The sequence below is a fragment of the Quadrisphaera sp. DVD1 genome, from assembly GCF_058932755.1.
In genome coordinates, this window is sequence record NZ_JBZYWI010000007.1 from 1 (window position 1) to 24,769 (window position 24,769).

Sequence of the window (24,769 nt, forward strand, 5' to 3'; positions counted from 1 at the left end):
GGTCTGGGGGGGTTCCCGCTGCCCCGCCGCTCGGCGAGGGGTGCGCCTCAGCGCGGGTCGGGCCCGCCGGTGAGGGTGTCCTTGATCTTCGTGGCGACGTTCTGCGCGCCCTGCAGGCGCGCGCCCACGGCGCCGCCCGGCTTGGCCGGGCCCTGGCTGCCGTCGTAGGTGACGTACTGCTTCGGGTCCGGGGGAGGCAGGATCCCCTGGTCGTCGGTCAGCGGGGTGAGCGGGACGGCGCGGAACGGCTCGCCGTCGAGCAGGCTGTTGCCGGTGGCCCACAGGCCCTCGGCCGCCTGGCTGTCGTCCATCGAGGTGTAGAAGGTGTGGGCCTGGTCCTTCAGCTCCCACTCGCCGTTGCTGTTCTCGATCACGTCGTTGTACCCGTCGTCGATCAGGTTCTGGATCGCGAGCAGCCACTGCTGCTGGTGGTACGTGTCGCGCGCGAGGTTGAAGGCCAGCATGTCCTTGACGCCGCGGTCGTCGGTCATGTTCGCGACGCGGCTGGTCATCAGGCGGCTCTGGGCCTCGGCGGCTGCGTTGGAGCGGAAGTCGGCCAGCAGGTTGCCGCTCGCGACGATGTAGCCGGCGTTCCACGGCACGCCCTGGCTGTTCGTCGGCTTGCCGCCGCCGCCGCTGACGATCGCGTGCTGGGGGTCCATGCCGCCGAGCACGGCGGCCAGGGCCGGGTTGGTGGCCACGGCCTGGGTCTGCACCTCGCCGGGAGCGCCCTCGAGCAGGCGGGCGAGCATGACGGTCAGCATCTCGACGTGACCGATCTCCTCGGTCCCGATGTCCATGAGCATGTCCTTGTACTTGCCGGGGATCCGGCAGTTCCAGCCCTGGAACAGGTACTGCATCATCACGGTCATCTCGCCGAACTGACCGCCCAGGAGCTCCTGGAACTTCATGGCGAAGTAGGCGTCGGGCTTCTCGGGCTTGGCGGTGAACTGCAGCTCTCGGGTGTGGCGGTACACGTCGTCCTCCAGGGGTCGAGGTCCGGTCTCGCCGGCTGTGGTCCCTCCCTGCCCGAGCGGCGTGCGACCGGCGTCTCCAGACGCGTCGCAGCAGCGTCACGGGCCGCGCACGCGCGGTGGCCCCCAGCGCGCGACGATTGGCCAGCGGTGCTACCGGGTAGGTGGCGCGGGCAGCACCCGGTCGACCAGCGGCCGGCCGTCCCCAGACGTCTGAGGTGCCATGACAGCAGTCCTCCCGGCCGGCGCGGCAGCACCGCGGCTCTCCGTGCTCGGCGGCTTCGCCCTCACCGTCGACGGCGAGCCCCTGCAGCCCTGCCCGTCCGCGCAGCGCGTGCTCGTCTACCTCGCGGTGCACGGCCGGGAGCGCCCGGTGCAGCGCCGCACCCTGGCCGAGCGGCTGTGGGCCGAGACGACGTCCAGCCGGGCCGCGGCGAGCCTGCGCTCGACCCTGTGGCGCCTGCCGCGCCCGCACGACCGCGAGCTCGTGCGCACCACGGGCTCCACGGTGGACCTGGCTCCCGACGTCGCGGTCGACCTCTGGGCGGGCGAGGACCAGGCGCGGAGGATCAGCGCCGGCCGGGTCGCCGAGCTCGAGCAGCTCGAGCAGTTCACCGAGCTGACCAGCGACCTGCTGCCGGACTGGAGCGAGGAGTGGCTCCTCGTCGAGCAGGAGAGCTACCGCCAGGCCCGGCTGCACGCCCTGGAGAAGCTGTGCTCCGACCTGGCCGCGGCGGGGCGCTACCCGGCGGCGCTCGCGGCGGGGCTGGCCGCGGTGCGCTGCGAGCCCCTGCGCGAGAGCGCCCACCGCCGGGTGATCGAGGTGCACCTGGCCGAGGGCAACCCCTCCGAGGCGCTGAGGCAGTACCAGGCCTTCCGGCGGGTGCTCGCCGACGAGCTCGGCCTGCCGCCCTCCCCGGCCATCCGCCAGCTGGTGCAGCACCTCCTCGGCCGCCCCGTGGACGCCGCGCCGCACCGGCCCTCGCGGGACGCACCCCGCCCGCCCGCGCGTCGTCCCCGCGGCGAGGGGTGACGCGGCGGTGACGCGCGCCGGGCAGGAGGACCCGGTGGACGAGGACGCCGGCACGAGGAGCGCGGAGGACCGCTCGCGCACCGCCGCGCTGCTGGTGCGCCTGTGGACCGAGGCCTCCACCGGGGCCACGCCGCGCGCCCGGCTGCTCACCGTCGAGGGTCCCGTGTCGCGGCGCTGGGCCACCGCGGTCGGCGAGGCGGCGATCGCCCGCGAGGTGCTCGGCTGGGTGCGCTCCACGGTGCGCGCCGACCCCCTGCGGGCCCCGGTCGCCCCGCCGGGACCGCGCGAGGTCGCCGCCCTGGTGGACCCCGCGTGGCTGCAGGCGCACCTCGACGACCCCGGCGTGGTCGTCGTCGAGGTCGGCGACCGGGCCGGCGCAGGTCGCGAGGGCCTCCCCGGAGCGGTGCGGATCGACGCCGCCGCCCTGCGCCACCCGGTGCGGCGCTCGCTGCCCCGGCCGGAGGCCTTCGCCGCCCTCATGGACGCCTGCGGCATCGCCACCTCCAGCCACGTCGCGCTCTGCGGCACCTCCTCGGTGGCCCGCGCCGCGGCGGCCTGCTGGGCCTTCACCGTCTGCGGCCACCGCCGCACCAGCGTGGTGGACGGCGACCTGCGCGACTGGGTCGCCGCCGGCCGGCCGCTGGGCCCCGCGGTGCCGCGGGAGCCCACCACCGGGTACGTCCCCGGCCCCCGGCGCGCCGACCTCCTCCTCACCCGCGACCAGCTGCTCGCCGGGTTCGTCGGCGCGCCGTCGGGCACCGCGGTGGTCGACTGCCGCTCGGCGGGGGAGTTCGCGGGCGAGCCGCTGGGGGCGCCGAGCCCCGCCGACCGGGTGCTCGGGCACGTGCCCGGTGCGGTGAGCCTGCCCGTCGAGGCCCTCCTGGTCCCGGGCACCCAGCGCCTGCTGCCGCTGCCCGCGATCGAGGACGCCGTCCGGCGCCTCGAGGTGTCGCGCACGGACCACGTGGTCGTCTACTGCGGGGAGAACGACCGCAGCCCGCTCGTGTGGTTCGTCCTGCACGAGCTGCTGGGGTGGCCCGACGTGCGCTGCTACCCCGGGGCGTGGGCGGAGTACGGCAGCCTCACCGACGTGCCGGTCGAGCGCGGGGCGCCCGTCGGCGCCTGACCGCCCTCAGGCCGGGCGGGGCCGGTCGTGGGCGTGCAGCCGCACGGCCACCAGCGCCACGTCGTCCTCCGGGTGCTCGGGCAGCATCCGGGCCAGGACCGCGTCGCAGACCTCGTCGAGGTCGCGGTCGTGCAGCTCCGCGAGGGTCTGCCGCAGCAGCGCCAGGCCCTCGTCGAGGTGCTGGCCCCGGCGCTCGACGAGCCCGTCGGTGTAGAGCAGGACGGTGGCGCCGCGCTCCAGGACCACGACCGCCTCGCTGCGCTCGGTCCCGGGGTCGACGCCGAGCATCAGCTCGTCGTCCGGCCCGGCCAGCACGCCCACCCGGCCCTGCGGGTCGATCACCATGGGCGGCGGGTGGCCGGCGTTGGACCAGCGCAGGCGCGTGGCGCCGCGGACGCGCTCGTCGGGGCTCTGCTCCAGCCGGGCCACGACCGCCGTGGCGCTGGTGTCGAGCTGGAGGCCCTCGATCGCCTCGTCGAGCTCGGTGAGCACTTGCGCCGGCCCGCCGCCGCTGGAGTAGGCGATGCCGCGCAGCAGCCCCCGCACCTGCCCCATCGCGGCGGCGGCGACGACGTCGTGGCCGACGACGTCGCCGATCACCAGCACCGTGGCGCCGCTGCGCTGGAGGAAGGCGTCGTACCAGTCGCCGCCGACCTGCGCCGCGTGGGCGGCGGGGGTGTACCGGACGACCACCTGCAGGTGGTCCGGCTCCGGCGGCGCGGTGAGCAGGCTGCGCTGCAGGCCCTCGGAGAGGTCGCGCTGCTGCGCGTACAGCCGGGCGTTGTCGAGGGCCAGGCCGGCGCGCTCGGCGACGCCGCGGGCGGTGGTGAGGTCGTCCTCGCCCAGCGGTGCGCGGTGCGCGCCGCTGTAGAGGGTCAGCAGGCCCACCGTGCGGTCGCGGCCCGTCAGCGGCAGCACCACGGCCGTCTCGGGAGCCAGCTGGTGCAGCAGGTCCCGCGCCTCGCCCGGCGCGAGGACCGCCGAGATCCGCTCCGTGGCGCCAGCGGCCATGACGACCTCCTGCACGGTGCCGTGCACGGGGGACAGGAACGCGGGGTTGGACATCGACCGCAGCCGCAGCCCGGAGTAGCGGTCCACGAGCGCCCGCTGGTCGGGGTCGGCGTGCCAGGAGCCGACGTCGCGCAGGCGCTCGCCGTCGGCGAGGGTGACCACGCACCAGTCGGCCAGGGTGGGCACGACGAGCCGCGCCAGGCGGGCCACGGTCTCCTCGGCGTCCAGGGTGGCCGCCAGCTCGGCGCTCACGCTGGAGAGCAGCGCGAGGCGGCCCGCGGCGTCGGTGGCGTCCTGGCGGGCGCGACGGCGCTCGGTGACGTCGATGAAGTAGACCGCCAGCCCGTCAGGGCCCGGCCACGCCCGCAGCTCGTACCAGCCGTCCAGCGGCGCGGGGTAGTGCGCCTCGAAGGTGGCCGGTCGCCCGGAGGCCATCGCGCCCCGGTAGGCCTCCTCGAAGGCGCTGGAGACGGCGGCCGGGAACTGCTCCCACAGGTCGGCGCCGAGCAGCTCCTCGCGGGTGCGCCCGAGCAGGCGCTCGGCCTCGGCGTTGACGTAGGTGAAGCGCCACTCCCGGTCCAGGGAGTAGAAGCCGGCCGACATGGTCTCCAGCACCCGGGCCACGCGCTCCTCGCCGGCGCGCGTGGAGGTGGTGTCGTAGGCCACGCCGATCACCCGGGCCGCGCGCTCGTCGTCGCCGGCCAGGGCGTGGCCGCGGGACTGCACCCAGCGCGTGCTCGCGTCGGGCAGGACCACGCGGTACTCGGCGCGGAACTCCCCGCAGCGCGAGACCGCGGCGCGCAGGGCCTGGGACACGCGCGTCCGGTCGTCGGGGTGCAGGCGCTCGCTGAAGGCCTCGATCGACCCGGAGAAGGTGTCCTCGTCGTAGCCGAAGAGCTCCTGCATCGCCTCGTCCCAGGTGAGGCGGCCGGTGGCCAGGTCCCAGTCGAAGCTGCCCAGGCCGGCGGCGTCGATCGCCAGCCGCCAGCGCAGCCGCTCCGTGATCTGCTCGGCGGCCATCGCGGAGAGCTCGAGCTCGGCGACCACCGAGGCGGCGAGCTGCTGCAGCAGCTCGACGTCGACCGGCGTCCAGGCGCGGGGGTGGGCGTGCAGCGCGCACAGCGCCCCGACCGCGCTGCCGTCGGCCATCACCAGGGGCACGCCCGCGTAGGCGCCGACCCGCCCGGCGGCGACCACGGGGACGGCGCGGGCCACCGCGTCCGCGGGGGCGTCCTCCACGACGACGGGCGCTCCGCCGTGGGCCACCAGGGCGCACAGGGCCTCCGGCAGCGGCGCCCCGTCCCCGATCCGCTCCCACGCCGCGCCGGCGGCCCCGACGACCACCTGGACCTCGGTCAGCAGCACCACCTGCGCCCAGGAGCAGGCCAGGAGCTGGGTGGTCAGCACGGCGAGCCGGTTGAGGCCGTCGTCGCTGGACGGCGGGACGAGCCGGCGCGCGACCTCGCGGCGCTCCTCGTCCTGCGTCAGCGCCACGGCGGCGGCGTCCAGCGGTGAGGACGCGGTGGTGCCGTCCGGCCCGACCTCCGGCGCAGCGCCGGTCGCCCCCTCCGCCACCCAGCATCCCCCGTCCGGCAACCGCCCGCAGGCGCGCGCGTGCCCCCATCCTCCCAGGTCCACGCACGGGCCGGGGCGGATCGTCGCCGGTGGCGCTGCCCGGTGGGCTAGGCGTCGCCCTCGCGCTGCACGCCCTCGTGGGCCCGGGCCGGGATCTGGGTGGCGAGCTTGCCACCGCTGACGTCGACGAGGGTGCCGGTGATGTAGCTCGCCGCGTCGCTGGCGAGGTAGATGACGAGGTCGGCGACGTCGTCCGCCTGCTGCCAGCGGCGCAGCGACAGCGTGTCGAGCAGGCGCGTCTGCGCCGCCTCGTCCATCTCGGCGAAGCCGTTCATCGCGGTCGGGACCATGCCGGGTGCGTACGCGTTGACCGTGACGTCCCAGGGGCCGAGCTCGCTGGCCAGCACCCGGGTGAAGGACGCGACGGCGGCCTTGGACGCGGCGTAGGCCGCGCTTCCGACGCTGGGGACGATCGCTGCGAACGACGCGGCGTTGATGATGCGGCCGGAGCCCTGGCGCTTCATCACCGGCGCCACCTCCCGGCACATCTTGAACACGCCCCCGACGTTGACGTCGAAGGTGCGCTGCCAGGCGTCGTCGCCGGTGTCGACGACCAGGCCCTCGACGAGGATGCCGGCGTTGTTGACGAGCACGTCGACCCGGCCGAAGCGGGTGACGACCTCGCCGACGACCGCACGGACCGAGGCGGTGTCGCTGACGTCGCACGCCAGCCAGGTGATGCCCGGTGACGCGTCGCCGTCCGGTGGGACGGCGAGGTCGAGACCGACGACCTGCGCCTCCTCGCGGACGAACCGCTCCGCCAGGGCGCGGCCGATCCCCCGGCCCGCGCCGGTCACGACGACCACTCGGTCGGTGAGGTCCAGCAGCATCGTCGCCGCCCTTCGTCGGGGACCGCCAGGTATAGCATTCCGGGCCCTGGTGATCGAGACCTCGGGAGACCTCGTGAGCGACGACGGAGCAGTGGGGCGCGTCCTGTGGGTCACCGGGGCGGGCAGCGGGATGGGCCGCGCCGCCGCTGTCTCGGCCGCGGCGAGCGGCTGGCGGGTGGCGCTGAGCGGACGCCGGGAGGACGCGCTCGCGGAGACCGCCCGCGCCGTCGAGGCCGCCGGCGGCCAGGCGCTGGTGCTGCCGCTCGACGTCAGCGACGCGGCGGCGGTCACCGCCGCGCGGGCGGCGATCGGCGAGCAGTGGGGCCCCGTGGGCGGCCTCGTGCTGGCGGCCGGCCTCAACGCCAAGCGGCGCGCCTGGGGCGACCAGGACCTCGGCGAGCTCGAGGCGATCGTGGCGACCAACCTCGTGGCGGTGGCGCGCGTCGTCGACGCGGCCCTGCCCGACCTGCGGGCGACCGCCGGGGTCGTCGTCGTCATCTCCTCGTACTCCGGGTGGTCCTTCACGCCGTCGGCGGGGGTGGCCTACAGCGCCAGCAAGACGGCGCTGTCCTCGATCTGCCGGACGCTGAACGCGCACGAGGCGCCGTCGGGCGTGCGGGCCTGCCACCTGTGCCCCGGCGACGTCGACACCGACTTCCTCGCGATGCGGCCGCAGGAGCCGGGGCCGGAGGCGCGCGAGGTGATGCTCAGCGCGGACGACATCGCCCGCGCGGTGCAGTTCGTCCTCGACGCCCCCGCCCACGTGCGGATCGACGAGCTCGTCATCAGCCCGGTGTCCCAGCACTGATCCCGGTGGTGACGGGCGAGGGCCGGAAGCCCCTGGCCACGAGGTAGACGCCGAGGGAGAGCTCCCAGAAGAAGACGCCGGGCAGGGCGACCAGGGACAGGAGGGAGAACTGGTCGTTGACGCCGAACGTCGTGGCGGTGTTCGAGGCGAGGAGCAGCGGGGCTCCGACGAGCCCGACCAGCGGGATCACCCGCGGCACGAGCCGTGACCGGAGCAGCGCGGTGCCGAGCAGCAGGGCGTTGGCGACGGCCAGGCCGGGCCCGAGGAGGAACGTCCAGTCGCGGACCGCGACGAGCGCCGCGCCGACGGTGACCAGCGCGTCTCCTCGCGCCCCGGTGGCGGAGGCGCCGAGGTCCTGGCGCAGGGTCACGACCGCGAGGACGCTGACGACGCCGATGAGGATGATGGCGGCCTCGAGCACGCGGGCGGCGAGGAAGCCGACGGCGAGCGCCTCGTGCTGGCGCCTGACCACCGGGAACAGCACGACCGCGGTGCCGATGCAGGCGAGGGCGTTGGTGATGTCCAGGACGGCGCCCAGCGTCACGCGGGTGTCCGCACCGGCGCCGACGATGTAGCCCGGGTCGCTCAGGACGGGGTCGAGCAGCAGGAGCGCCGGGATCGAGGCCGCGAAGGTGAGCAGGTAGAGCGCGCCCGCGACGAGGGCCGTCCTCCGCAGCGGGTCCCTCCGCGCTGCTCCCGTCGTCGGGGCGACGGGCGGTGCCGTGGCGGTGCTGGTCATGCGAGCTCCTCGGGCTCACTGGTGTACGGCGTACACCTGAGGTCGCAGACGCTAGGTGTACGGTGTACGCCTGTCAAGGGTCGTCGAGGTCGCCACCCGAGCGGAGGATGAGCGGCATGGCTGAGCAGGTGGACGGGGCCCGCCGCGCGCCGCTGAACCGCGACCGCGTGCTGCGCGCCGCGGTGGCGCTGGCCGACGAGGCCGGCATCGACGCGCTGAGCATGCGGAGCCTGGCCCAGCGCCTCGGCGTGGCGCCCATGGCCCTCTACAAGCACGTGGCGAACAAGGAGCAGCTGCTCGACGGCATGGTCGACGTCATCGTCGGCGAGATCGGGCCGCCCGGTCCCGGTGCCGGCTGGAAGGACGGCGTCCGCCAGCGGGTCCTCTCCGCCCGCCGGTCGCTGCAGCGCCACGCCTGGGCCTCGTCGGTGATCGAGTCGCGCGCGCACGCCTCCCTGGTGGTGCTCGGCCACATGGACGCGCTCATCGGCCTGTTCCGCGCCGGTGGCTTCTCGGTCGACCTCACCCACCACGTGATGCACGCCCTCGGCACCCGGATGTGGGGCTTCACCCAGGAGGTGTTCCCCACGCCCGCGACCCCCGCTGACCCGCAGGAGCAGGCGGCGGTGCTCGCGCAGTTCGCCACGCGGTTCCCGCACATCGTCGAGATGGCCACGGCGGGCGCGGCGCACGACGAGGGGACGGTGGTCGGCGGCGGCTGTGACGACCAGTTCGAGTTCGAGTTCGCCCTCGACGTCCTGCTCGACGGCTTCGAGCGCCTCCACGAGCGCGGCTGGACCTCTGCCGGTCCGCGGGGCTCCGGCTAGGGGGCGGAGCAGCCGGGTCGAGCCCGGGGGCGCCCTTGTCCCGGGGGGTGCCCCCTGGTTCACTGACCGGCGCCAGCGGGCCGCGAGGGGGCGGTGCTGCGGCTCCCACCTCCCCGAAGGGCTCTCCCGATGAGCATCTGGAACCGACTGTCGGCCGCCGTCCGCGGCGACTCCCTCGACGACGGGCCCGCCGAGGGCACGATGTCGCTGGGCCGCACGGCCATGGTCTGGCTGGCCGCGAACATGGTGGTGACCACGCTGCTGACCGGGACGCTGTTCGTCCCCGGCATTCCCTACGGCCAGGCCCTCCTCCTCATCCTGCTCGGGACCCTCGTCGGCGGCAGCGTGCTCATCGCCATCGGGAACATCGGCACGCGCACCGGCCTGCCCACGATGGTCCTCACCCGCGGCTCCTTCGGCCGCCGCGGCGGCTACCTGCCCGCCGCCTTCAACCTCGTCGTGCTCATGGGCTGGAGCTGGGTGCAGGCGATCCTCGCCGGCATCACCGTCAACCACGTCGTCGACCAGGCGACCGGATTCTCCAGCCCCGTGCTGTTCTCGGTGCTCTGCCAGGCGCTGGTCGTCGTCCTGGCCCTGTTCGGCCACGCGGGCATCTCCCGCGTGGAGCCGTGGCTGGCCGTGATCATGCTGGTCGTCGCCGCGACCGTCTTCTTCGTCGCCTTCCGCGACGTCGGCCTGTCCGGGTTCACCGGGCTGGCGCCGGACCCGGACCTCATGACCGGCGCGACCGCCTTCGACATCGTCATCGCGACGGCCATCTCGTGGACGGTGCTCTCCGCCGACTTCAACCGGCACGCTCGCAGCCAGCGCGACGGCGTCATCGGCACGGCGATCGGCTACACGGCGTCGACCACGGTCGCGATGGCGCTGGGCGCGACCGCCCTCGGCTACGTCGCCGTCAACGGCGGCGAGGCGATCAGCTTCGACCCGACGGTGATCGTCGAGAGCTTCGGGCTGCCGCTGGCCATCGTCATCTTCATCTCCGTCATGGCGACGAACACGCTCGTCGTCTACGGCATGGTCATGTCGTACATGAACATCCGGCCGCGGTCGGACTTCCTCAAGGTCGCGCTCGTGCTCGGCGCCATCTCGATCATCGGGGCGGTCTGGCAGGGGATCCTCGGCAGCTTCGTGACCTTCCTCTTCCTCATCAGCGCCCTGTTCGTGCCCGTCTTCGCGATCATGGTGGTCGACTACTACGTCCTGCGGCGCCGGCGCTACGCGGTGGCCGACCTGCTCGCCGAGCGGGGCGGTGCGTACTGGTTCTCCGGCGGCGTGAACCCGGTGGCGGTCGCGTCCTTCGCGGTCGGCGCGGGCCTGGCGTACTACTGGACGCGCGTGAGCCCGCTGCCCGTGGGCGCGACCATCCCCAGCTTCGCCGTCACGTTCGTGCTCTACCTGGGGCTGAGCCTGGCGCTCGGCCGCGGGCGGGCGGACCGCAGCGCGGTGGACGGCGCCCCGCAGCGACCGGCCCACGTCGGCGGCCGGCGGTGACGGGCGCGATGCGGCTCGTCGACCTCTCGCACCGGCTCGACGAGGGCGTCCAGGTCTACCCGGGCGACCCGGTCTTCCGGACGTCCTCGGCGGCCACCGTGGACGCCGACGGGTTCAACGTGCAGCACGTGGCGATGGGCTCGCACACGGGCACCCACGTCGACGCGCCGTTCCACTTCTTCGCGGACGGCGCCCGGATCGACGAGCTCGACCTCGGCCTCTTCGTCGGCCCGGCCGTCCTCGTCGACGTCCGCGGCCGGGGCCCGCGCGAGCGCATCACGTGGGCCGACCTCGAGCCGCACGCGGAGCGGATGGGCCCGGGGCGCATCGTCGTGCTGCACACCGGCTGGTCGGCGCACTTCCGGCAGGAGCGCTACCTGGACCACCCGTTCCTCGACGGCGAGGCGGCCGAGCGGATCCTCGCGACCGGCGTGCGGACGATCGGCGTGGACGCGCTGAACCCCGACGAGACCGTCCTCGACGGCGAGGGGGACTTCTCCGTGCACGAGGCGGTGCTCGGCGCGGGCGGGGTGATCGCGGAGAACCTCACGAACCTCGCCGCGATCGACGTCGCCGACCCGATCATCAGCATGCTGCCGCTGCTCCTGGCGCACGCGGACGGCGCCCCCGTCCGCGCGGTGGCGATGCTGGGCGCCTAGGGGCGCAGGTCGCCCCCGCGGCCGCAGCGGACCAGCTGGCCGGTGACGGCCCCGCCGTGCGGCCCGGCCAGCAGCGCGACGGCGTCCGCGACGTCCTCGACGCCGACGGCCTGGGCGTCCGGCGGGATGACGACCTCGTTGGCCGAGATCCCCTGCTTCCCGAGCTCGCGCGCCAGCGTCTTCACGTACGCCACGACGGCGCCGTGCAGCGCCCCGGCGGCGGTCGAGTGCAGGAGGTCGGCGGCGTCCCACCCGGCGCCGAGGACGACGACCCGCCCCTCCCCGGCGGCCCGCAGGGCCGGCAGCGCGGCGCGCACGAGCCCGTGCAGGCGCAGCAGCTCGCCGTCCACGGCGGCGAACCAGGCGCCCGGGTCGGCGTCGAGGAACCGGCCGCCGGGCAGCAGGGCGACGCGCACGACGAGCACGCGCAGGCCCTCGGCGCCGGCGACGGCCGCAGCGGTGTCGCCGTCCTCGTCCAGGGAGTGCACGGCGGTGCCGTCGGCACCGAGCCGCTGCGCCAGGGCGCGGCCGAGCGCGTCGTCCGGGCCGGCGACGAGCGCGGAGCCCCGAGCGGGGGCCTCGGAGGTGGTCGTCATCAGATCGTCGCTCCCGAGTTGGGGCTGAGCACCTGGCCGACGAACGTGCCGCGCGACTCCAGGAGCAGGCGGCAGGCGGCGGCGATCTCGTCCGGCCGCACCAGGCGCGGCAGGGGCAGGGTGTCGAGGAAGGCGGCGGCCCGCCAGGGGGAGTCCGGGCCGATCAGCGGGGTGTCCGCGGCGCCCGGCGCGACGCTGTTGACCCACACCCCGGCGTCTGCGACCTCCTCCGCCAGGCTGCGGGTCAGGCCCACGATCGCGCCCTTGCTCGCCGTGTAGTGGGCGTCGTCCTCGCTGCCCCCGACGCCCAGGTCGGAGGAGATGGTGACGACCGCGCCGCGCCCGCGGGCCACCATGCCGGGCACGACGGCGGCGCACGCGTTGACGGTGCCGGCGAGGTTGATGCGCAGCACGCGCTCCCACTGGGCGTCGGTGATCTCCCCGACCGGGACCATCTCGTACACGCCCGCTGCGGTGACCAGACCCGTCACCGGCCCCAGCTCCTCCTCCACGCGGTCGACCGCCGCGGCCAGGCCGGCGGCGTCCGTGACGTCGACCTGCAGCGGCAGCGCGGTGCGCGAGGGCCGCAGGTCGACCCCCGCGACGGCCCAGCCGTGCTCGGCGAGGTGCTCGGCGATGGCGGCCCCCAGGCCGCTCGCGGCTCCGGTGACGACGGCGACGGCGTCTGGCACGGGCACTCCTCGGAGGGGACTGGTAGGAAGATCGGATGAGCCAGCCGTTCGACGACGAGCAGCAGGTCCAGCAGGCGGCGGACGCGCTCGTCGCCGCCTTCGGCGAGGGGCGCGTCGAGGACTACTTCGCCTGCTTCGACCCCGGCGCGACGTTCCTCTTCCACACTACCGACGTCCGGCTCGAGTCCCTCGCCGAGTACCGCGCCCTGTGGGCGCGCTGGGAGGCCGAGGACGGCTTCCGGGTCCGCGCGTGCGCGTCGAGCAGCCCGCTCGTGCAGCTGCTCGGGGACGTCGCGGTCTTTCTGCACGACGTCCGCACCGAGGTGAGCGCAGGGGGCCAGGACGCCGTCCTGCTCGAGCGGGAGACGATCGTCTTCGCCCGCGGCGCTGACGGTGCGTGGCGGGCGGTGCACGAGCACCTCTCGGCTGCTCCGCCCGGCTGACCTGCGACGCGCCCGGCGACGTCCGCGGAGCCGTCAGGTGCCGCGCCGCGGCGGCGTGCGACATCCTGTCCCGGTGCCGTCCCGCGCTGGAGCGGGAGCACGACCAGGAGGAACCGTGGCCAGCGCGCGTGGAGCCCGTTCCGGTGTCATCGAGACCCGGTCCATCGACTACGTCCCGCTCGCCGAGCGGCACGGCCGGGTCTGGCACCAGGGGCCGTTCTGGTTCACGGGCAACTTCGTCCTGGTCACGATGGTCACCGGCTTCCTCGCGCCGGCGCTGGGGCTGTCCCTGGGATGGGCCTTCCTCGCGATCGTGCTCGGCGTCTGCTTCGGCACCTTCTTCATGGCCTTCCACGCCAACCAGGGGCCGCGCATGGGCCTGCCGCAGATGATCCAGTCGCGGGCGCAGTTCGGCACTCGTGGCGCCGTCATCCCGTTCGCGGCGACGGTGTTCGTCTACGTGGGCTTCATCGTCTTCGACCTCGTGCTGGCGACCCAGGCCCTGCAGACGGTGCTGCCGGGCGGGCCCGGCTTCTGGTACCCGGTGCTCGCGCTGGTCTCGGTCGCGCTGGCCGTGGTCGGCCACGACCTGCTGCACCTGGTCCAGCGCTACCTGACCTGGGTGCTCATCGCCTCCTTCGCCGTCTTCACCGTCTACGCCGCGGTGGCCCTGGAGCCCGCGACCGGCGCGGACGCCGCGCCGGTGGGCTGGTCGCTGTCCGGGTTCCTCGGCATGTTCGCCGTGGCGGCGGGCTACCAGATCAGCTACGCGGTCTACGTCTCCGACTACTCCCGCTACCTGCCGCAGGACGTCCCGGCGGGCCGCGTGATCGCCTGGACCTACGCGGGCGCCGCCGGCTCGGCGATCTGGCTGATGGGCCTCGGCGCGCTGCTGGCCAGCCGCCTGCCCGCCCCGGACGCCATCGGCAGCCTGGTGGACGTCGGCAACGGCCTCGCGCCCGGGTTCGGCACGGCGCTGGTGCTGATCTCCGTGCCCGCCCTGGTCAGCATCATGGCGGTCAACGCCTACGGGGCCATGCTGACCAGCGCCAGCGCCGTCGACGGGTTCCGCCCGGTGCGCACCGGGGTCCGCACCCGCATCGCCGGCATCCTCCTCGTCGCCGCGCTGTCGGTCGTCATCGCCCTGGTCCTGCCCGAGGACTACCTGCTCCAGTTCAACGCCTTCGTGCTGCTGATGCTGTACCTGCTCGTGCCGTGGACGGCGGTCAACCTCGTCGACTTCTACCTGGTGCGGCACGGCCACTACGCGATCACCCAGATCTTCGCCGCTGACGGCCTCTACGGGCGCTGGCCGTGGCGCGGCCTGACCGCCTACCTCGTCGGCCTGGTCGCGATGGTGCCGTTCTTCTTCGTCCCCGACCTGTACGTCGGCCCGCTGGCCGAGCAGCTGGGCGTGGACGTCTCCTTCGTCGTCGGCCTGGTGGTGTCGGGCGGCCTGTACTACCTGCTGTGCCGCAACCTCGACCTGGGGGAGGAGCGGCGCGCCGTCGCCGCCAGCGAGGCCGAGCTGGCGCGGATCGTCGAGGAGGGGCGCGCCCAGGCGTCCACGGCCCTGTGACCGCGACGCCGGGGCCCGCCGGGCCGGTGCGCGTCGCGGTCGTGCAGCAGCCCGCGGCCGTCCTCGACCTCGCGGAGGGGGTGCGCCGCGCCGTCCGGCACGTCGAGGAGGCCGCTGCCGAGGGCGCGCAGCTCGTCGCCTTCCCCGAGACGTGGCTGGGCGGCTACCCGGCGTGGGTCTTCGGCCTCGCCGGGTGGGACGACGCCGAGGCGCGGCGCTGGTACGGGCGCCTGGTGCAGGAGAGCGCCGCGGTCGACGGGCCGGAGCTCGACCCGCTGCGCCGCGCCGTGGCCGAGCGAGGCGTCACCGTGGTGATGGGGATGAACGAGCGCGCGGGGCGCTCGGGCGGGACCCTCTTCAACTCGCTGCTGTACCTCGGCCCCGACGGCGGCACGATCGGCGTGCACCGCAAGCTCGTGCCGACGCACACCGAGCGGATCGTGTGGGCCCCGGCGACGGACGCCTCCGGTCTGCGCGTCCACGAGACCGCCGTGGGCCGCCTGGGCGGCCTGGTGTGCTGGGAGCACTGGCAGCCCCTCATCCGCCAGGCCATGCACGGGCAGGACGAGCAGCTGCACGTCGCCGCCTGGCCCGACATGCCCGAGCTGCACGGGGTCGCGGCCCGCTCGTACGCGTTCGAGGGCCGGTGCTTCGTCGTCTCCGCCGCTCAGCACCTGACCGCCGACGACGTCCCGGCCGAGATCCGTGAGGCCTACCGCGCCGGCGTCGGCCCGGACGCGCCGGCCTCGGGGGAGTGGCTGCCCGGCGGCTCGGGCGTCGTGGGCCCCGACGGGCAGTGGCTGGAGGGGCCGCTGTACGGCCGGCCCGGGACCGTGCACGCGACCGTCGACCTGTCCGTGGCGCTGGAGCACAAGCACGACCTGGACGTCGTGGGGCACTACGCGCGCCCGGACGTCTTCTCCCTCACCGTCGACCGGCGCCCGCGGCGGCCGATCGAGTGGCTGGACGAGCCGGCGCAGGCGAGCACCGTCCCGCGGGCCGGCGAGCGCTAGGGCTGTCGTCGCCACCGCCCGGCGCTGCGGGCGCGTCGGCGCCGCGGGTCGGGAATCCTCTGCCGCCGCACGCGTTGACGAGGACGAGGACCGAGCTGGCGGCGGGACGCTCGTCCGACGACGACTCCCCGCGCCGCGCGGTCACCGACCGCCCACCGGTCCTGCCCCGGCACCGTGGGGCATGCTGCCCCAGCCCCCTGACGGCCGACTCCGAGGAGGAGCCCGTGGCTCGACCAGGCCAGCGCCAGGCGGGCGCTCGCCGTGCTGCCCCGCGGCACCAGCGACCCGTCCAGCCGCGGCGCGACGTCGTCTCGGTGCTGACCCGGGCCGTGCGCGAGGTGCAGGTGGCCGTGGAGCGCGGGCGCGTGACGCCGGGCGTGCGCGCGCAGTTCCAGGCCGTCGCCCTGCTGCTGCGGGAGGAGCGGGCTCGCGTCCAGTCGGCGCCCGCTGGCGGGGAGGGCCGGAAGGCCGAGCAGCTCAAGCGCCTGGACGGCATCGCGACCACCCTGGCGGTGGCCGCCGTCCGGGACGCCGGGCTGCTCGCGCTGCTCGCCGACGACGCCGTGGTCTCGGGGGCCGCCCGGTCGCTCAAGCGCGAGCTGATGGCGGCCGCCGGTGTCGAGCCGCCGCCCGAGGAGGCCCCTGTGGTGGAGGCCCCGGCCGCGCCCCCCGCTGCCGAGCGCCGCGCCGTGCCGCAGTCGGTGATCTCCCGGCAGCTGGCGAACCCGTTCCTGGCCCCCGACTTCTCCAGCGCCCCCGAGCGCCCCTCCCGCCCACGTCGCCTCGCCGGCTGGGACCTCATCGGCCCGCTCCTCAGCTCCTTCGAGCGGGCCGGCAGCGGAGAGCCGGCGTGCATGGCGCTGCCGGTGCCCTCGTCCCGGTACGCCCCCCAGGGCCTCGAGCTGATGCGGCACCAGGCCCAGCTGGTCGCCGCGGCCGCGGCGGGCCACCGCACGTTCCTCCTCGCCGACGAGCCGGGCCTGGGCAAGACCGCGCAGGCGCTGCTCGCGGCGGAGGCGGCCGAGGCCTACCCGCTGCTCGTGGTCGTCCCGAGCGTCGTGAAGACGAACTGGGCGCGCGAGGCCGCGCTCTGGACGCCCCACCGCCCGGCCACCGTCGTCCACGGCGACGGCGACACGGTCGACGGCTTCGCGGACGTCGTCGTCGTCAACTACGAGGTGCTCGACCGCCACCGCAGCTGGCTCGGGGACTTCGGCTTCCGCGGGATGGTCGTCGACGAGGCGCACCTCATCAAGAACAAGACCTCCCAGCGCTCTCAGAACGTCCTCGCCATCGCCGAGCGCATCCGGTCCCGCACGACGCGGCCCCTGATGATGGCCCTCACCGGCACCCCGCTGATCAACGACATCGACGACTTCCGGGCGATCTGGCAGTTCCTCGGGTGGATCGACGAGGAGCAGCCGCTGGGCCCGCTCATGGACGCGCTGGAGGCGAGCGGCTTCACCCCCGCCGAGCTGGGCTTCTACCCCGAGGCCCGCAGGAGCGTCGTGGACCTCGGCATCGTCCGGCGCCGCAAGGTGGACGTGGCCGCCGACATCCCCGCGCGTCGCATCGCCGACCTCCCGGTCGACCTCGACGGGGCGGCCGGCCGGTCGATCCGGGCGGCCGAGCGCGACCTCGCCGCCCGGATGGTGGAGCGGTACGACAGGGCGCTGGCGAACCGGGACCCCGCCTCCGTCGTCCCCGGCGTCGACCGCGAGCTCGTGCGGCGGGTGGCCAGGGCCGAGCTGAAGGACTCGGCCACGGCGACCGGCGAGAACGTGTTCAGCGTGGTGCGGCGCATCGGGCAGGCCAAGGCGACCCTCGCCGCCGACTACGCGGCCCAGCTCGCCCGGAGCGCGGGCAAGGTGGTCTTCTTCGCCAAGCACGTGGACGTCATGGACGCCGCCGAGGAGTTCTTCGCCCGGCAGGGCGTGCGCTCCTCCTCGATCCGCGGCGACCAGACGCCGGCGTCGCGGCAGAAGAACATCGACGCCTTCGTCAACGACCCCGCCGTCGCCGTCGCGGTCTGCTCCCTCACCGCGGCCGGTGTGGGCCTGAACCTGCAGGTCGCCTCGAACGTCGTGCTCGCCGAGCTGTCGTGGACCGACGCGGAGCAGACCCAGGCCATCGACCGCGCCCACCGCATCGGTCAGACGGAGCCGGTGACGGCCTGGCGCATCATCGCGGCCCAGACCATCGACGCCCGGATCGCCGGGCTGATCGACAGCAAGGCCGGGCTCGCCGCTCGGGCGCTGGACGGCTCCGACGAGGAGGCCGGCGCAGCGACCGACGTGCAGCTGGAGGCCCTGGTCGCGCTGCTGACCGATGCGCTGCTGGCGACGCCCGGACGGGGCGCCCCGGGCGCCTGACCGCGCCGTGGGCGACCGCTCTGCACGGCACCAGCACGTGGACGCAGCGGTCGTGGGCTGCCGCTGCTCGCCCTCGGCGGCGGGACGGGGCGCGGGTGGGGTCAGGCGTCGTCGTGGGCGAGGCTGGTGGACAGCTCGCGGTGGGCGCCGGCCTGGGTGAGGAGCTGGTCCGCCTTCTGCTCGAAGGTGGCCACGGCGTCGGACCCGGCGGCGAACCGCAGCGGGGGCTCGTCGAGGGCGGCGAGCTCGACGAGGGCGTCGGCGAGCTTGGCGGGGTCGCCGCCCTGCGTGCCGTGCATGCCCCGCCACGCCTCGATGGTCTGCGTCGTGCGCTGCGCGTAGTCCTCGATCGAGGGCTGGGCGTACCGGGTGGACTGCGGGCTGAGGAGCTCGGTGCGGAAGAAGCCGGGCTCCACCAGCATGGTCCTGACCCCGAAGGGCGCGACCTCCGGCGCCAGGGCCTCCATGAACCCCTCGACGCCGAACTTGGAGGCGGCGTAGGCGCTCGTGAACTCCACCGGGGAGGCGATGCCCGCGGTGGAGGAGATCGTCACCACCAGGCCGGAGCGCTGTGCGCGCAGCTGCGGCAGGGCGGCGCGGGTGACGTTGACCGGCCCGAACAGGGTCGTCTCGATCTGGGAGCGGAACGCCTCGGGCGACATCTCCTCGAAGAACCCGGCCTGGAAGCTGCCGGCGTTGTTGACCAGCACGTCGAGGCGACCGAACCGCTCGACGGTGGCGGCGACGGCCGCCTGGGCGGCAGCGGGGTCGGTGACGTCGAGGTCGACGGCCAGCAGGTCGTCGTGCTCGCCGAGCACCGTGGTGACCGAGCCGGCGTCGCGGGCCGTCGCGACCACCGCGTGGCCGGCGGCCAGGGCCGCCTCGGCGATGTCGACACCGAGGCCTCGACCGGCGCCGGTGATGAACCAGACCTTCTTCTCCGTCATGGTGGTGCTGCTCCTCCGTCTGGGCCGGTGAGGGGCTCTGCCCTCACGACCACCGGCGGTGGCCGGTGGCACCGGCTACGGAACCAGGCCCACCGGGCGGGTGGGAGACCCTTCGAGAGGGGTACTGGCAGGGACCCCCACCTCCTCAGGAACCGGCCTAGGGTCGAGCTCATGGCCGAGGGGAGCGACGACCGCGACGTCCGGGGCGACGTCCGCGCCCAGATCCGCGAGTTCCTCTCCACCCGCCGAGCACGCATCACTCCGGAGCAGGCCGGGCTGCCCGTCTACGGCGGCGACCGCCGCCGGGTGGCAGGGCTGCGCCGCTCGGAGGTCGCCAGCCTGGCCGGGATCTCCCCGGAGTACATGACCAAGCTCGAGCGCGGCAGCGCCACCGGCGTCTCCGAGAGCGTCATCGAGGGCCTGGCCCACGCGCTGCAGCTCGACGACGCCGAGCGAGCGCACCTCGAGGACCTCCTCCGGACCGCCGGCAGCAGCCGTCCGCGGCGGCGGCGCCCGGCCAGTCAGCGGGTCCGGCCCAGCGTCCAGCGCATCCTCGACTCCATGACCGGCGCACCAGCTCTCGCGCTCAACGGGCGACTCGACGTCCTGGCCGCCAACGACCTCGGGGCCGCCCTGTACTCACCCGTCTTCGCCGACCCCGCCCGCCCGGCCAACACCGCCAGGTCCGTCTTCCTCGACCCGCACGCCGTCGAGTTCTTCCGCGACTACGACCGGGCCGCCGACGACACCGTCGCCCTGCTGCGCGCCGAAGCCGGACGCGACCCCTACGACCGGGACCTGTCCAACCTCATCGGGCAGCTGTCCACCCGCAGCGAGGACTTCCGCCGCCGCTGGGCCGCGCACGACGTCCGCATCCACACCAGCGGCGTCAAGCTCCTCCACCACCCCGTCGTCGGCGACCTCGACCTGCCCTTCGAGTCCCTCCCCCTGCCCGCCGACCCCACCCAGAGCCTCCTCGTCTACACCGCCGAGCCGGGATCGCCCACCGCGGACGCCCTGCACCTGCTCGCCAGCTGGGCCGCGACCGCCGACCACGCTCCTGACGGAGCCGAGCACGGTGTGGCGACACCCCAGGTCGACTGAGCCCTCAGCGATCGCCGGAGGCGTGTCGCCGTCCGGTCCGCTCCGCGCGGATGAGCGAGCCCCAGGGCCGCCGTCAGCCGGCCGTCAGCCGAGAGGCCCTGGACGGCCGAGCACCACCACCGGCTCGGCACCGGAGGCGCAGGTCAGCGCGGATATCGGTGGGCCCCGTGGGGCTCGAACCCACAACCCGCGGATTAAAAGTCCGCTGCTCTACCCATTGAGCTAGAGGCCCGAGAGGGGCGGACAGTTGCGGATCACCTGGGACGCCAGGGAGACGCGATGGCCGCTGACCACGAGGAGCAGGCTACGACGCCAGGGTGATGTAGCCCTTGCCGGTCATCCACGCTAGGACGTCGAAGACCCTGATGCTGGAGATCTCGGGGCCCAGGCGGGCAGCCGACCGCAGGGCTATGAGGTGTCGGTGGTTGGCGCAGTCATCGGCCGTGAGCCAGGCGTGCAGCGGCCCCCAGTACAGGCCGCGCACGATGCTGAGCTCCTTGGTGACCACCGAGTCGAGGATTGGTGCGAGGTGCGGCCGCTTGCGGGCGAGCAGCTTGGTCGCGCTCGTCTCGCCGATGGAATTGATCGACGCCAGCTCTCGGTAGAGGGCGCGAACCGGCCACCCGGGACCGACCTCGTCGGCGCTGAGATCTGCCAGTGCGCGGTCAGTCGGGATCGTGCGCAACTGCTCGCGCAGTCGGGCGCGTCGCGTCTCCAAGATCTCGATGGCGGCGTCACCCGAGATGCTCACGGCCAGCGTGGCGACCGCGACGAGGTCCTCGGCGGTGAACTCGTCGGCCACCGGGGGCCGGTCGCCGCCGCCGCCCAGCCGGTCGAAGTGAGCGCCGCTGTACCGACCGACCGGTCGCGGGGTGAAGTAGTCCATCAAGGCCCTGACGGCGGTGTCGGCGCCTTCAGCCGACAGCAGCGTGGCCAGCCGGTCACTGAGGACGATCATGGGGGAGTTCTTCGCGGTCAGGGCAGGGGCGTCATCGGCCAGCACGCTCCTGACGGTAGTGCGGTGGCGTGCAAAGGTGGCGCATGGCGAAGTACGACGGCTTGAGCAAGCACCTTCTTGAACTCGGCCGCGCGGGCGCTGAGACGGTCCACCTCGACTTCGCGCAGATCGCGGCCGTGGTCGGTGGTCTGCCACCCAGTGCTTACCGGCTCCGCCAGTGGTGGGCCAACGACAGCAAGGTCGAGGCGTGCGCGTGGCGGGCCGCCGGCTGGCACGTCGACTGGGTGTCGCTGGACCAGCAGCGCGTGCGCTTCGCGCGCGGCCAGGTCGGCGGTTCCCGCGCAGCGCGCGCGGCGCGAGAGCGGCAGGCCCGGGCCTGAGGAGTGCCCCCGAGCCCGGGCCTGCACAGGATGTCCGTCCTGCGTGAGCCCGCTCAGGCCGGGGCGTCGGCCTTCTCGAGCACCCGCGCGTAGAGCAGCGCCGCAGCGACGCCGCCGACGACCGGGCCGACGACGTACAGCCACAGCGGGGCGAGCTCCCCGGCCAGCAGGTTCGGGCCGAAGGCGCGGGCGGGGTTCACGGCGCCGCCGGTGAGCGGGCCGGCGACGAAGATCGCGGCGGAGAGGGCGAAGCCCACGGCCAGCGGCGCGACGGCGCCGGGCACCCGGTCGTCGGTGGCGACGGAGACCACGACGAGCACGAGGACGAAGGTCACCAGCGCCTCGACGAGCAGCGCGCGGCCGGAGGAGACGCCGTCGGTCGGCACGGTCGCGGCGAGGTTCGCCACCTCGCGGGCCCGGTCGCCGTAGCTGGCCCAGGTCGCGGCCGCACCGAGCACCCCGCCGACGAGCTGCGCGACGACGTAGGCCGGGACGAGCTTCCACGGGAAGCGCCCGGTCGCGGCGAGGCCCACGGTGACGGCTGGGTTCACGTGGCACCCCGACACGTGCCCGAGCGAGGCGACCAGGGCGGCCAGCACGAGCCCGAAGGCGAGCGTCACGCCGAGCGAGCCGACGCCGTCCGCGCCCAGGACCGGGCCGGCGACGGCGGCGCTGGTGCCGACGAAGACGAGGACGGCGGTGCCGACGAGCTCGGCCGTCGCGGAGCGGACCTGGTGCTCCCCGATGGCCGAGCCGTACAGCCCGCGAGGGGCGTCGGTGGCCGGCGGGGAGCTCGGCGCGGTGGTCGACGACATGGGGGTTACCTCCAGGGTTTACGGCGTAAGCGGCGTCAGATGCTCGCCCAGCGAGAGCGCTCCCGCACCTCGGGGAGCCGCGGGCGTGCTCCGGCAGGGGAGGATGGAGCCCTCATGACCTCTGCTCCCACGCTCGGTGACCTCCTGCCGGCCACGCCCTCGGCCGACGCCGACCCCGACGCCCTCTTCGACGCCTTCTCCACCTGGGCCGCCGACCGGGGCCTGGAGCTGTACCCGGCGCAGTCCGAGGCGCTCATCGAGGTGGTCACGGGGGCCAACGTCATCCTCGCCACCCCCACCGGGTCGGGGAAGTCGATGGTCGCCCTCGGGGCGCACTTCGCCGCGCTCGCCCAGGGCCGGCGCAGCGTCTACACGGCCCCGATCAAGGCGCTCGTCTCGGAGAAGTTCTTCAGCCTCGTCGACGTCCTCGGCGCCGACCGGGTGGGCATGGTCACCGGCGACGGCGCGGTCAACGCCTCCGCGCCGGTGATCTGCTGCACCGCCGAGGTGCTCGCCAACCAGGCGCTGCGCGAGGGCGCGGACGCCGACGTCGGCCTCGTCGTCATGGACGAGTTCCACTACTACGCCGACCGCGACCGCGGCTGGGCCTGGCAGGTGCCGCTGCTGGAGCTGCCGGAGGCGCAGTTCCTCCTCATGTCCGCGACCCTCGGCGACGTCAGCCGGTTCGAGGACGACCTCACCCGCCGCACCGGCCGCCCGACCACCACGGTCGCCGGGGCCGAGCGCCCGGTGCCGCTGCACCACCAGTACGTGCTGACGCCCGTGCACGAGACGATCGACGAGCTGCTGGCCGCCAAGGAGGCGCCGGTCTACGTCGTCCACCCCACGCAGGCCGCGGCGCTGGAGCGCGCGCAGTCGCTGCTGAGCGTGCCCCTGGCCAGCCGCGAGCAGCGCGACGCCATCGCCGCCGCGATCGGCGACTTCCGCTTCGCCGCCGGGTTCGGGTCGGTGCTCAGCAAGCTCGTGCGCCACGGGGTCGGCGTCCACCACGCCGGCATGCTGCCCAAGTACCGGCGCCTGGTGGAGACCCTCGCCCAGCAGGGCCTGCTGCCGGTGATCTGCGGCACCGACACCCTCGGCGTCGGCATCAACGTGCCGATCCGCACGGTGCTGATCACCTCGCTGACGAAGTACGACGGCCGCCGCACCCGGCTGCTCAGCGCCCGCGAGTTCCACCAGATCGCCGGGCGCGCGGGCCGCGCCGGCTACGACACCGCCGGCACGGTCGTCGTCCAGGCCCCCGAGCACGTCATCGAGAACGAGAAGGCCCTCGCCAAGGCCGGCGACGACCCCAAGAAGCGCCGCAAGGTGGTGCGCAAGAAGGCCCCCGACGGCGAGGTCTCGTGGGGGGAGCAGACGTTCGAGCGGCTGGTCTCCGCGCCCCCGGAGCCGCTGGTGAGCCGGATGCGGATCACCCACGCGATGGTCCTCAACGTCATCGCCCGGCCCGGCAACGCGGCGTCGTCGCTGCGCCACCTGCTCCGCGACAACCACGAGGACCGCGCCAGCCAGGTCCGGCTCGTGAAGCGCGCGGTCGCCATCGCGCGGGACCTGCTCACCGCCGGCGTCGTCGAGCGCCTCGAGGCCCCCGACGAGACCGGTCGGATGCTGCGCCTCACGGTCGACCTCCAGGCCGACTTCGCGCTCAACCAGCCGCTGTCCACGTTCGCGCTCGCGGCGCTCGACGTCCTCGACCCCGAGTCCGACACCCCGGCGCTGGACGTCGTCTCCGTCGTCGAGGCGACGCTCGAGGACCCCCGCCCGATCCTCCTCGCCCAGCAGCACGCCGCCCGCGGCGAGGCCGTGGCGCAGATGAAGGCCGAGGGGATCGAGTACGAGGAGCGGATGGAGCTCCTGGAGCAGGTCACCTGGCCCAAGCCGCTGGCCGAGCTGCTCGAGGCCGCGTTCGAGGCGTACCGGGTCAGCGCCCCGTGGCTGCCCGAGGACGCCGTCAGCCCCAAGTCCGTCGTGCGCCTCATGCTCGAGGAGGCGATGACCTTCGGCGACCTCGTGCGCCGCTACGGCCTCGCGCGCTCGGAGGGCGCGGTGCTGCGCTACCTGTCCGACGCGTACCGGGCGCTGCGCCAGACCGTCCCGTCGGTGCAGCGCACGGAGGAGCTGGAGGGGATCCTCGAGTGGCTGGGGGAGGTCGTGCGCCAGACCGACTCCTCGCTGCTGGACGAGTGGGAGGCGCTCACCCACCCGGAGACGATCCTCACCGGGACGCCGCCCCCGCCGCCGCTCGCGCGCGGGATCACCGCCAACCGCCGCGCGTTCACCGTGATGGTGCGCAACGCGATGTTCCGCCGCGTGGAGCTCTTCGCCCGCGGTCGCTCGTGGGACCTCGGCCAGCTCGACGCCGAGGCGGGCTGGGACGCCGACCGCTGGCGCGAGGCGATGACCGCCTGGTCCGCCGACCACGGCAGCACGGACGCCGTGGGCACCGGGGCCGACGCGCGCGGCCCGGCGATGCTCCAGATCACCGAGGAGCGCGAGCCCCGGCGCTGGCGGGTGCGCCAGGTGCTCGACGACCCGGACGGCGACCACGACTGGGGCATCGAGGCGGAGGTGGACCTCACGGCGTCCGACGACGCCGGCACCGCCGTCGTGCGGCTGCTCGACGTCAGCCGCTTCTGAACCGCTGACCAGCGTGCTCCCGAGAGGGCGCGCCCAGACCCCACGGGTGCGCGCT

General features: G+C 74.7%; 22 protein-coding genes and 1 tRNA gene. 13 read left to right on the top strand and 10 right to left on the bottom strand.

Annotated features, from left to right (window positions below):
- Window positions 1-47: 47 nt before the first annotated feature.
- Window positions 48-977 (bottom strand): manganese catalase, encoded by a 930-nt coding sequence (locus tag AC5FZL_RS01560; protein ID WP_493616809.1) that lies wholly within the window; start codon window positions 975-977, stop codon window positions 48-50.
- Between the two features lie 220 nt (window positions 978-1,197).
- Between AC5FZL_RS01560 and AC5FZL_RS01565 the strand changes: the two genes are divergently transcribed.
- Both AC5FZL_RS01565 and AC5FZL_RS01570 read left to right on the top strand, forming a co-directional pair.
- The gene (locus AC5FZL_RS01565; RefSeq protein ID WP_493616810.1) at window positions 1,198-2,007 is read left to right on the top strand and encodes an AfsR/SARP family transcriptional regulator; all 810 of its coding nucleotides are present in this window, start codon (window positions 1,198-1,200) and stop codon (window positions 2,005-2,007) included.
- 34 nt (window positions 2,008-2,041) lie between these two features.
- Complete coding sequence (locus tag AC5FZL_RS01570) at window positions 2,042-3,133, top strand: sulfurtransferase (protein ID WP_493616811.1); 1,092 nt, start codon at window positions 2,042-2,044, stop codon at window positions 3,131-3,133.
- A 6-nt stretch (window positions 3,134-3,139) separates the two neighbouring features.
- Here the strand turns inward: AC5FZL_RS01570 and AC5FZL_RS01575 are convergent, their stop codons facing one another.
- Window positions 3,140-5,719 (bottom strand): SpoIIE family protein phosphatase, encoded by a 2,580-nt coding sequence (locus AC5FZL_RS01575; protein WP_493616812.1) that lies wholly within the window; start codon window positions 5,717-5,719, stop codon window positions 3,140-3,142.
- A gap of 107 nt (window positions 5,720-5,826) precedes the next feature.
- A complete protein-coding gene (locus AC5FZL_RS01580) occupies window positions 5,827-6,609 on the bottom strand; it encodes an SDR family NAD(P)-dependent oxidoreductase (RefSeq protein WP_493616813.1) in 783 nt (260 codons plus the stop codon).
- 49 nt (window positions 6,610-6,658) lie between these two features.
- On the opposite strand from AC5FZL_RS01580, the gene AC5FZL_RS01585 reads away from it, so the two are divergent.
- Window positions 6,659-7,417, top strand: a complete 759-nt coding sequence (locus tag AC5FZL_RS01585) for an SDR family oxidoreductase (RefSeq protein ID WP_493616814.1) — start codon at window positions 6,659-6,661, stop codon at window positions 7,415-7,417.
- On the opposite strand, the gene AC5FZL_RS01590 is transcribed toward AC5FZL_RS01585, so the two are convergent.
- Window positions 7,395-8,156: a DUF4386 domain-containing protein gene (locus AC5FZL_RS01590; protein WP_493616815.1), complete on the bottom strand. Its 762-nt coding sequence runs from the start codon at window positions 8,154-8,156 to the stop codon at window positions 7,395-7,397. The genes AC5FZL_RS01585 and AC5FZL_RS01590 overlap by 23 nt on opposite strands.
- A 116-nt stretch (window positions 8,157-8,272) precedes the next feature.
- Between AC5FZL_RS01590 and AC5FZL_RS01595 the strand changes: the two genes are divergently transcribed.
- The 3 genes from AC5FZL_RS01595 (at window position 8,273) to AC5FZL_RS01605 (ending at window position 11,157) form a co-directional block, all read left to right on the top strand.
- On the top strand, window positions 8,273-8,983 hold the full coding sequence (locus AC5FZL_RS01595) for a TetR/AcrR family transcriptional regulator C-terminal domain-containing protein (RefSeq protein ID WP_493616816.1): 711 nt from the start codon (window positions 8,273-8,275) through the stop codon (window positions 8,981-8,983).
- A 129-nt stretch (window positions 8,984-9,112) separates the two neighbouring features.
- Entirely contained in the window at window positions 9,113-10,498 is a 1,386-nt protein-coding gene (locus AC5FZL_RS01600) for a purine-cytosine permease family protein (protein ID WP_493616817.1), read from the top strand.
- Window positions 10,495-11,157 (top strand): cyclase family protein, encoded by a 663-nt coding sequence (locus tag AC5FZL_RS01605; RefSeq protein ID WP_493616818.1) that lies wholly within the window; start codon window positions 10,495-10,497, stop codon window positions 11,155-11,157. The genes AC5FZL_RS01600 and AC5FZL_RS01605 overlap by 4 nt, the downstream gene beginning before the upstream one ends.
- Here AC5FZL_RS01605 and AC5FZL_RS01610 read toward each other — a convergent pair.
- Complete coding sequence (locus AC5FZL_RS01610; protein WP_493616819.1) at window positions 11,154-11,753, bottom strand: SDR family oxidoreductase; 600 nt, start codon at window positions 11,751-11,753, stop codon at window positions 11,154-11,156. The two genes, AC5FZL_RS01605 and AC5FZL_RS01610, sit on opposite strands and share 4 nt — an antisense overlap.
- Window positions 11,753-12,445 (bottom strand): SDR family NAD(P)-dependent oxidoreductase, encoded by a 693-nt coding sequence (locus tag AC5FZL_RS01615; protein WP_493616820.1) that lies wholly within the window; start codon window positions 12,443-12,445, stop codon window positions 11,753-11,755. Before AC5FZL_RS01615 ends, AC5FZL_RS01610 begins: the two co-directional genes overlap by 1 nt.
- Window positions 12,446-12,480: 35 nt before the next feature.
- Here AC5FZL_RS01615 and AC5FZL_RS01620 point away from each other — a divergent pair, with 35 nt between their 5' ends.
- The 4 genes from AC5FZL_RS01620 to AC5FZL_RS01635 all read left to right on the top strand — a co-directional run bounded on the left by AC5FZL_RS01620 (window position 12,481) and on the right by AC5FZL_RS01635 (window position 17,852).
- Complete coding sequence (locus AC5FZL_RS01620; RefSeq protein ID WP_493616821.1) at window positions 12,481-12,888, top strand: YybH family protein; 408 nt, start codon at window positions 12,481-12,483, stop codon at window positions 12,886-12,888.
- A 115-nt stretch (window positions 12,889-13,003) separates the two neighbouring features.
- Window positions 13,004-14,467: a purine-cytosine permease family protein gene (locus AC5FZL_RS01625; RefSeq protein ID WP_493616822.1), complete on the top strand. Its 1,464-nt coding sequence runs from the start codon at window positions 13,004-13,006 to the stop codon at window positions 14,465-14,467.
- On the top strand, window positions 14,464-15,480 hold the full coding sequence (locus AC5FZL_RS01630) for a carbon-nitrogen hydrolase family protein (RefSeq protein WP_493616823.1): 1,017 nt from the start codon (window positions 14,464-14,466) through the stop codon (window positions 15,478-15,480). The genes AC5FZL_RS01625 and AC5FZL_RS01630 overlap by 4 nt, the downstream gene beginning before the upstream one ends.
- Window positions 15,481-15,704: 224 nt before the next feature.
- The gene (locus tag AC5FZL_RS01635; RefSeq protein ID WP_493616824.1) at window positions 15,705-17,852 is read left to right on the top strand and encodes a DEAD/DEAH box helicase; all 2,148 of its coding nucleotides are present in this window, start codon (window positions 15,705-15,707) and stop codon (window positions 17,850-17,852) included.
- 101 nt (window positions 17,853-17,953) lie between these two features.
- On the opposite strand, the gene AC5FZL_RS01640 is transcribed toward AC5FZL_RS01635, so the two are convergent.
- Complete coding sequence (locus AC5FZL_RS01640) at window positions 17,954-18,799, bottom strand: SDR family oxidoreductase (RefSeq protein ID WP_493616825.1); 846 nt, start codon at window positions 18,797-18,799, stop codon at window positions 17,954-17,956.
- 171 nt (window positions 18,800-18,970) lie between these two features.
- Here AC5FZL_RS01640 and AC5FZL_RS01645 point away from each other — a divergent pair, with 171 nt between their 5' ends.
- Window positions 18,971-19,903, top strand: coding sequence for a helix-turn-helix transcriptional regulator (locus AC5FZL_RS01645; protein WP_493616826.1), 933 nt, complete (start codon window positions 18,971-18,973; stop codon window positions 19,901-19,903).
- A gap of 159 nt (window positions 19,904-20,062) precedes the next feature.
- Here the strand turns inward: AC5FZL_RS01645 and AC5FZL_RS01650 are convergent.
- Together AC5FZL_RS01650 and AC5FZL_RS01655 are read right to left on the bottom strand one after the other, a co-directional pair.
- A tRNA-Lys gene (locus tag AC5FZL_RS01650) sits at window positions 20,063-20,135 on the bottom strand.
- Window positions 20,136-20,207: 72 nt separating this feature from the next.
- Window positions 20,208-20,906, bottom strand: coding sequence for a DUF6308 family protein (locus AC5FZL_RS01655; RefSeq protein WP_493616827.1), 699 nt, complete (start codon window positions 20,904-20,906; stop codon window positions 20,208-20,210).
- 38 nt (window positions 20,907-20,944) lie between these two features.
- Between AC5FZL_RS01655 and AC5FZL_RS01660 the strand changes: the two genes are divergently transcribed.
- A complete protein-coding gene (locus AC5FZL_RS01660) occupies window positions 20,945-21,241 on the top strand; it encodes a DUF7662 domain-containing protein (protein ID WP_493616828.1) in 297 nt (98 codons plus the stop codon).
- 53 nt (window positions 21,242-21,294) lie between these two features.
- Here AC5FZL_RS01660 and AC5FZL_RS01665 read toward each other — a convergent pair whose 3' ends face one another.
- Window positions 21,295-22,056: an MIP/aquaporin family protein gene (locus AC5FZL_RS01665; RefSeq protein ID WP_493616829.1), complete on the bottom strand. Its 762-nt coding sequence runs from the start codon at window positions 22,054-22,056 to the stop codon at window positions 21,295-21,297.
- A gap of 114 nt (window positions 22,057-22,170) precedes the next feature.
- Here AC5FZL_RS01665 and AC5FZL_RS01670 point away from each other — a divergent pair, with 114 nt between their 5' ends.
- Complete coding sequence (locus AC5FZL_RS01670) at window positions 22,171-24,714, top strand: DEAD/DEAH box helicase (protein ID WP_493616830.1); 2,544 nt, start codon at window positions 22,171-22,173, stop codon at window positions 24,712-24,714.
- Window positions 24,715-24,769: the final 55 nt, after the last annotated feature.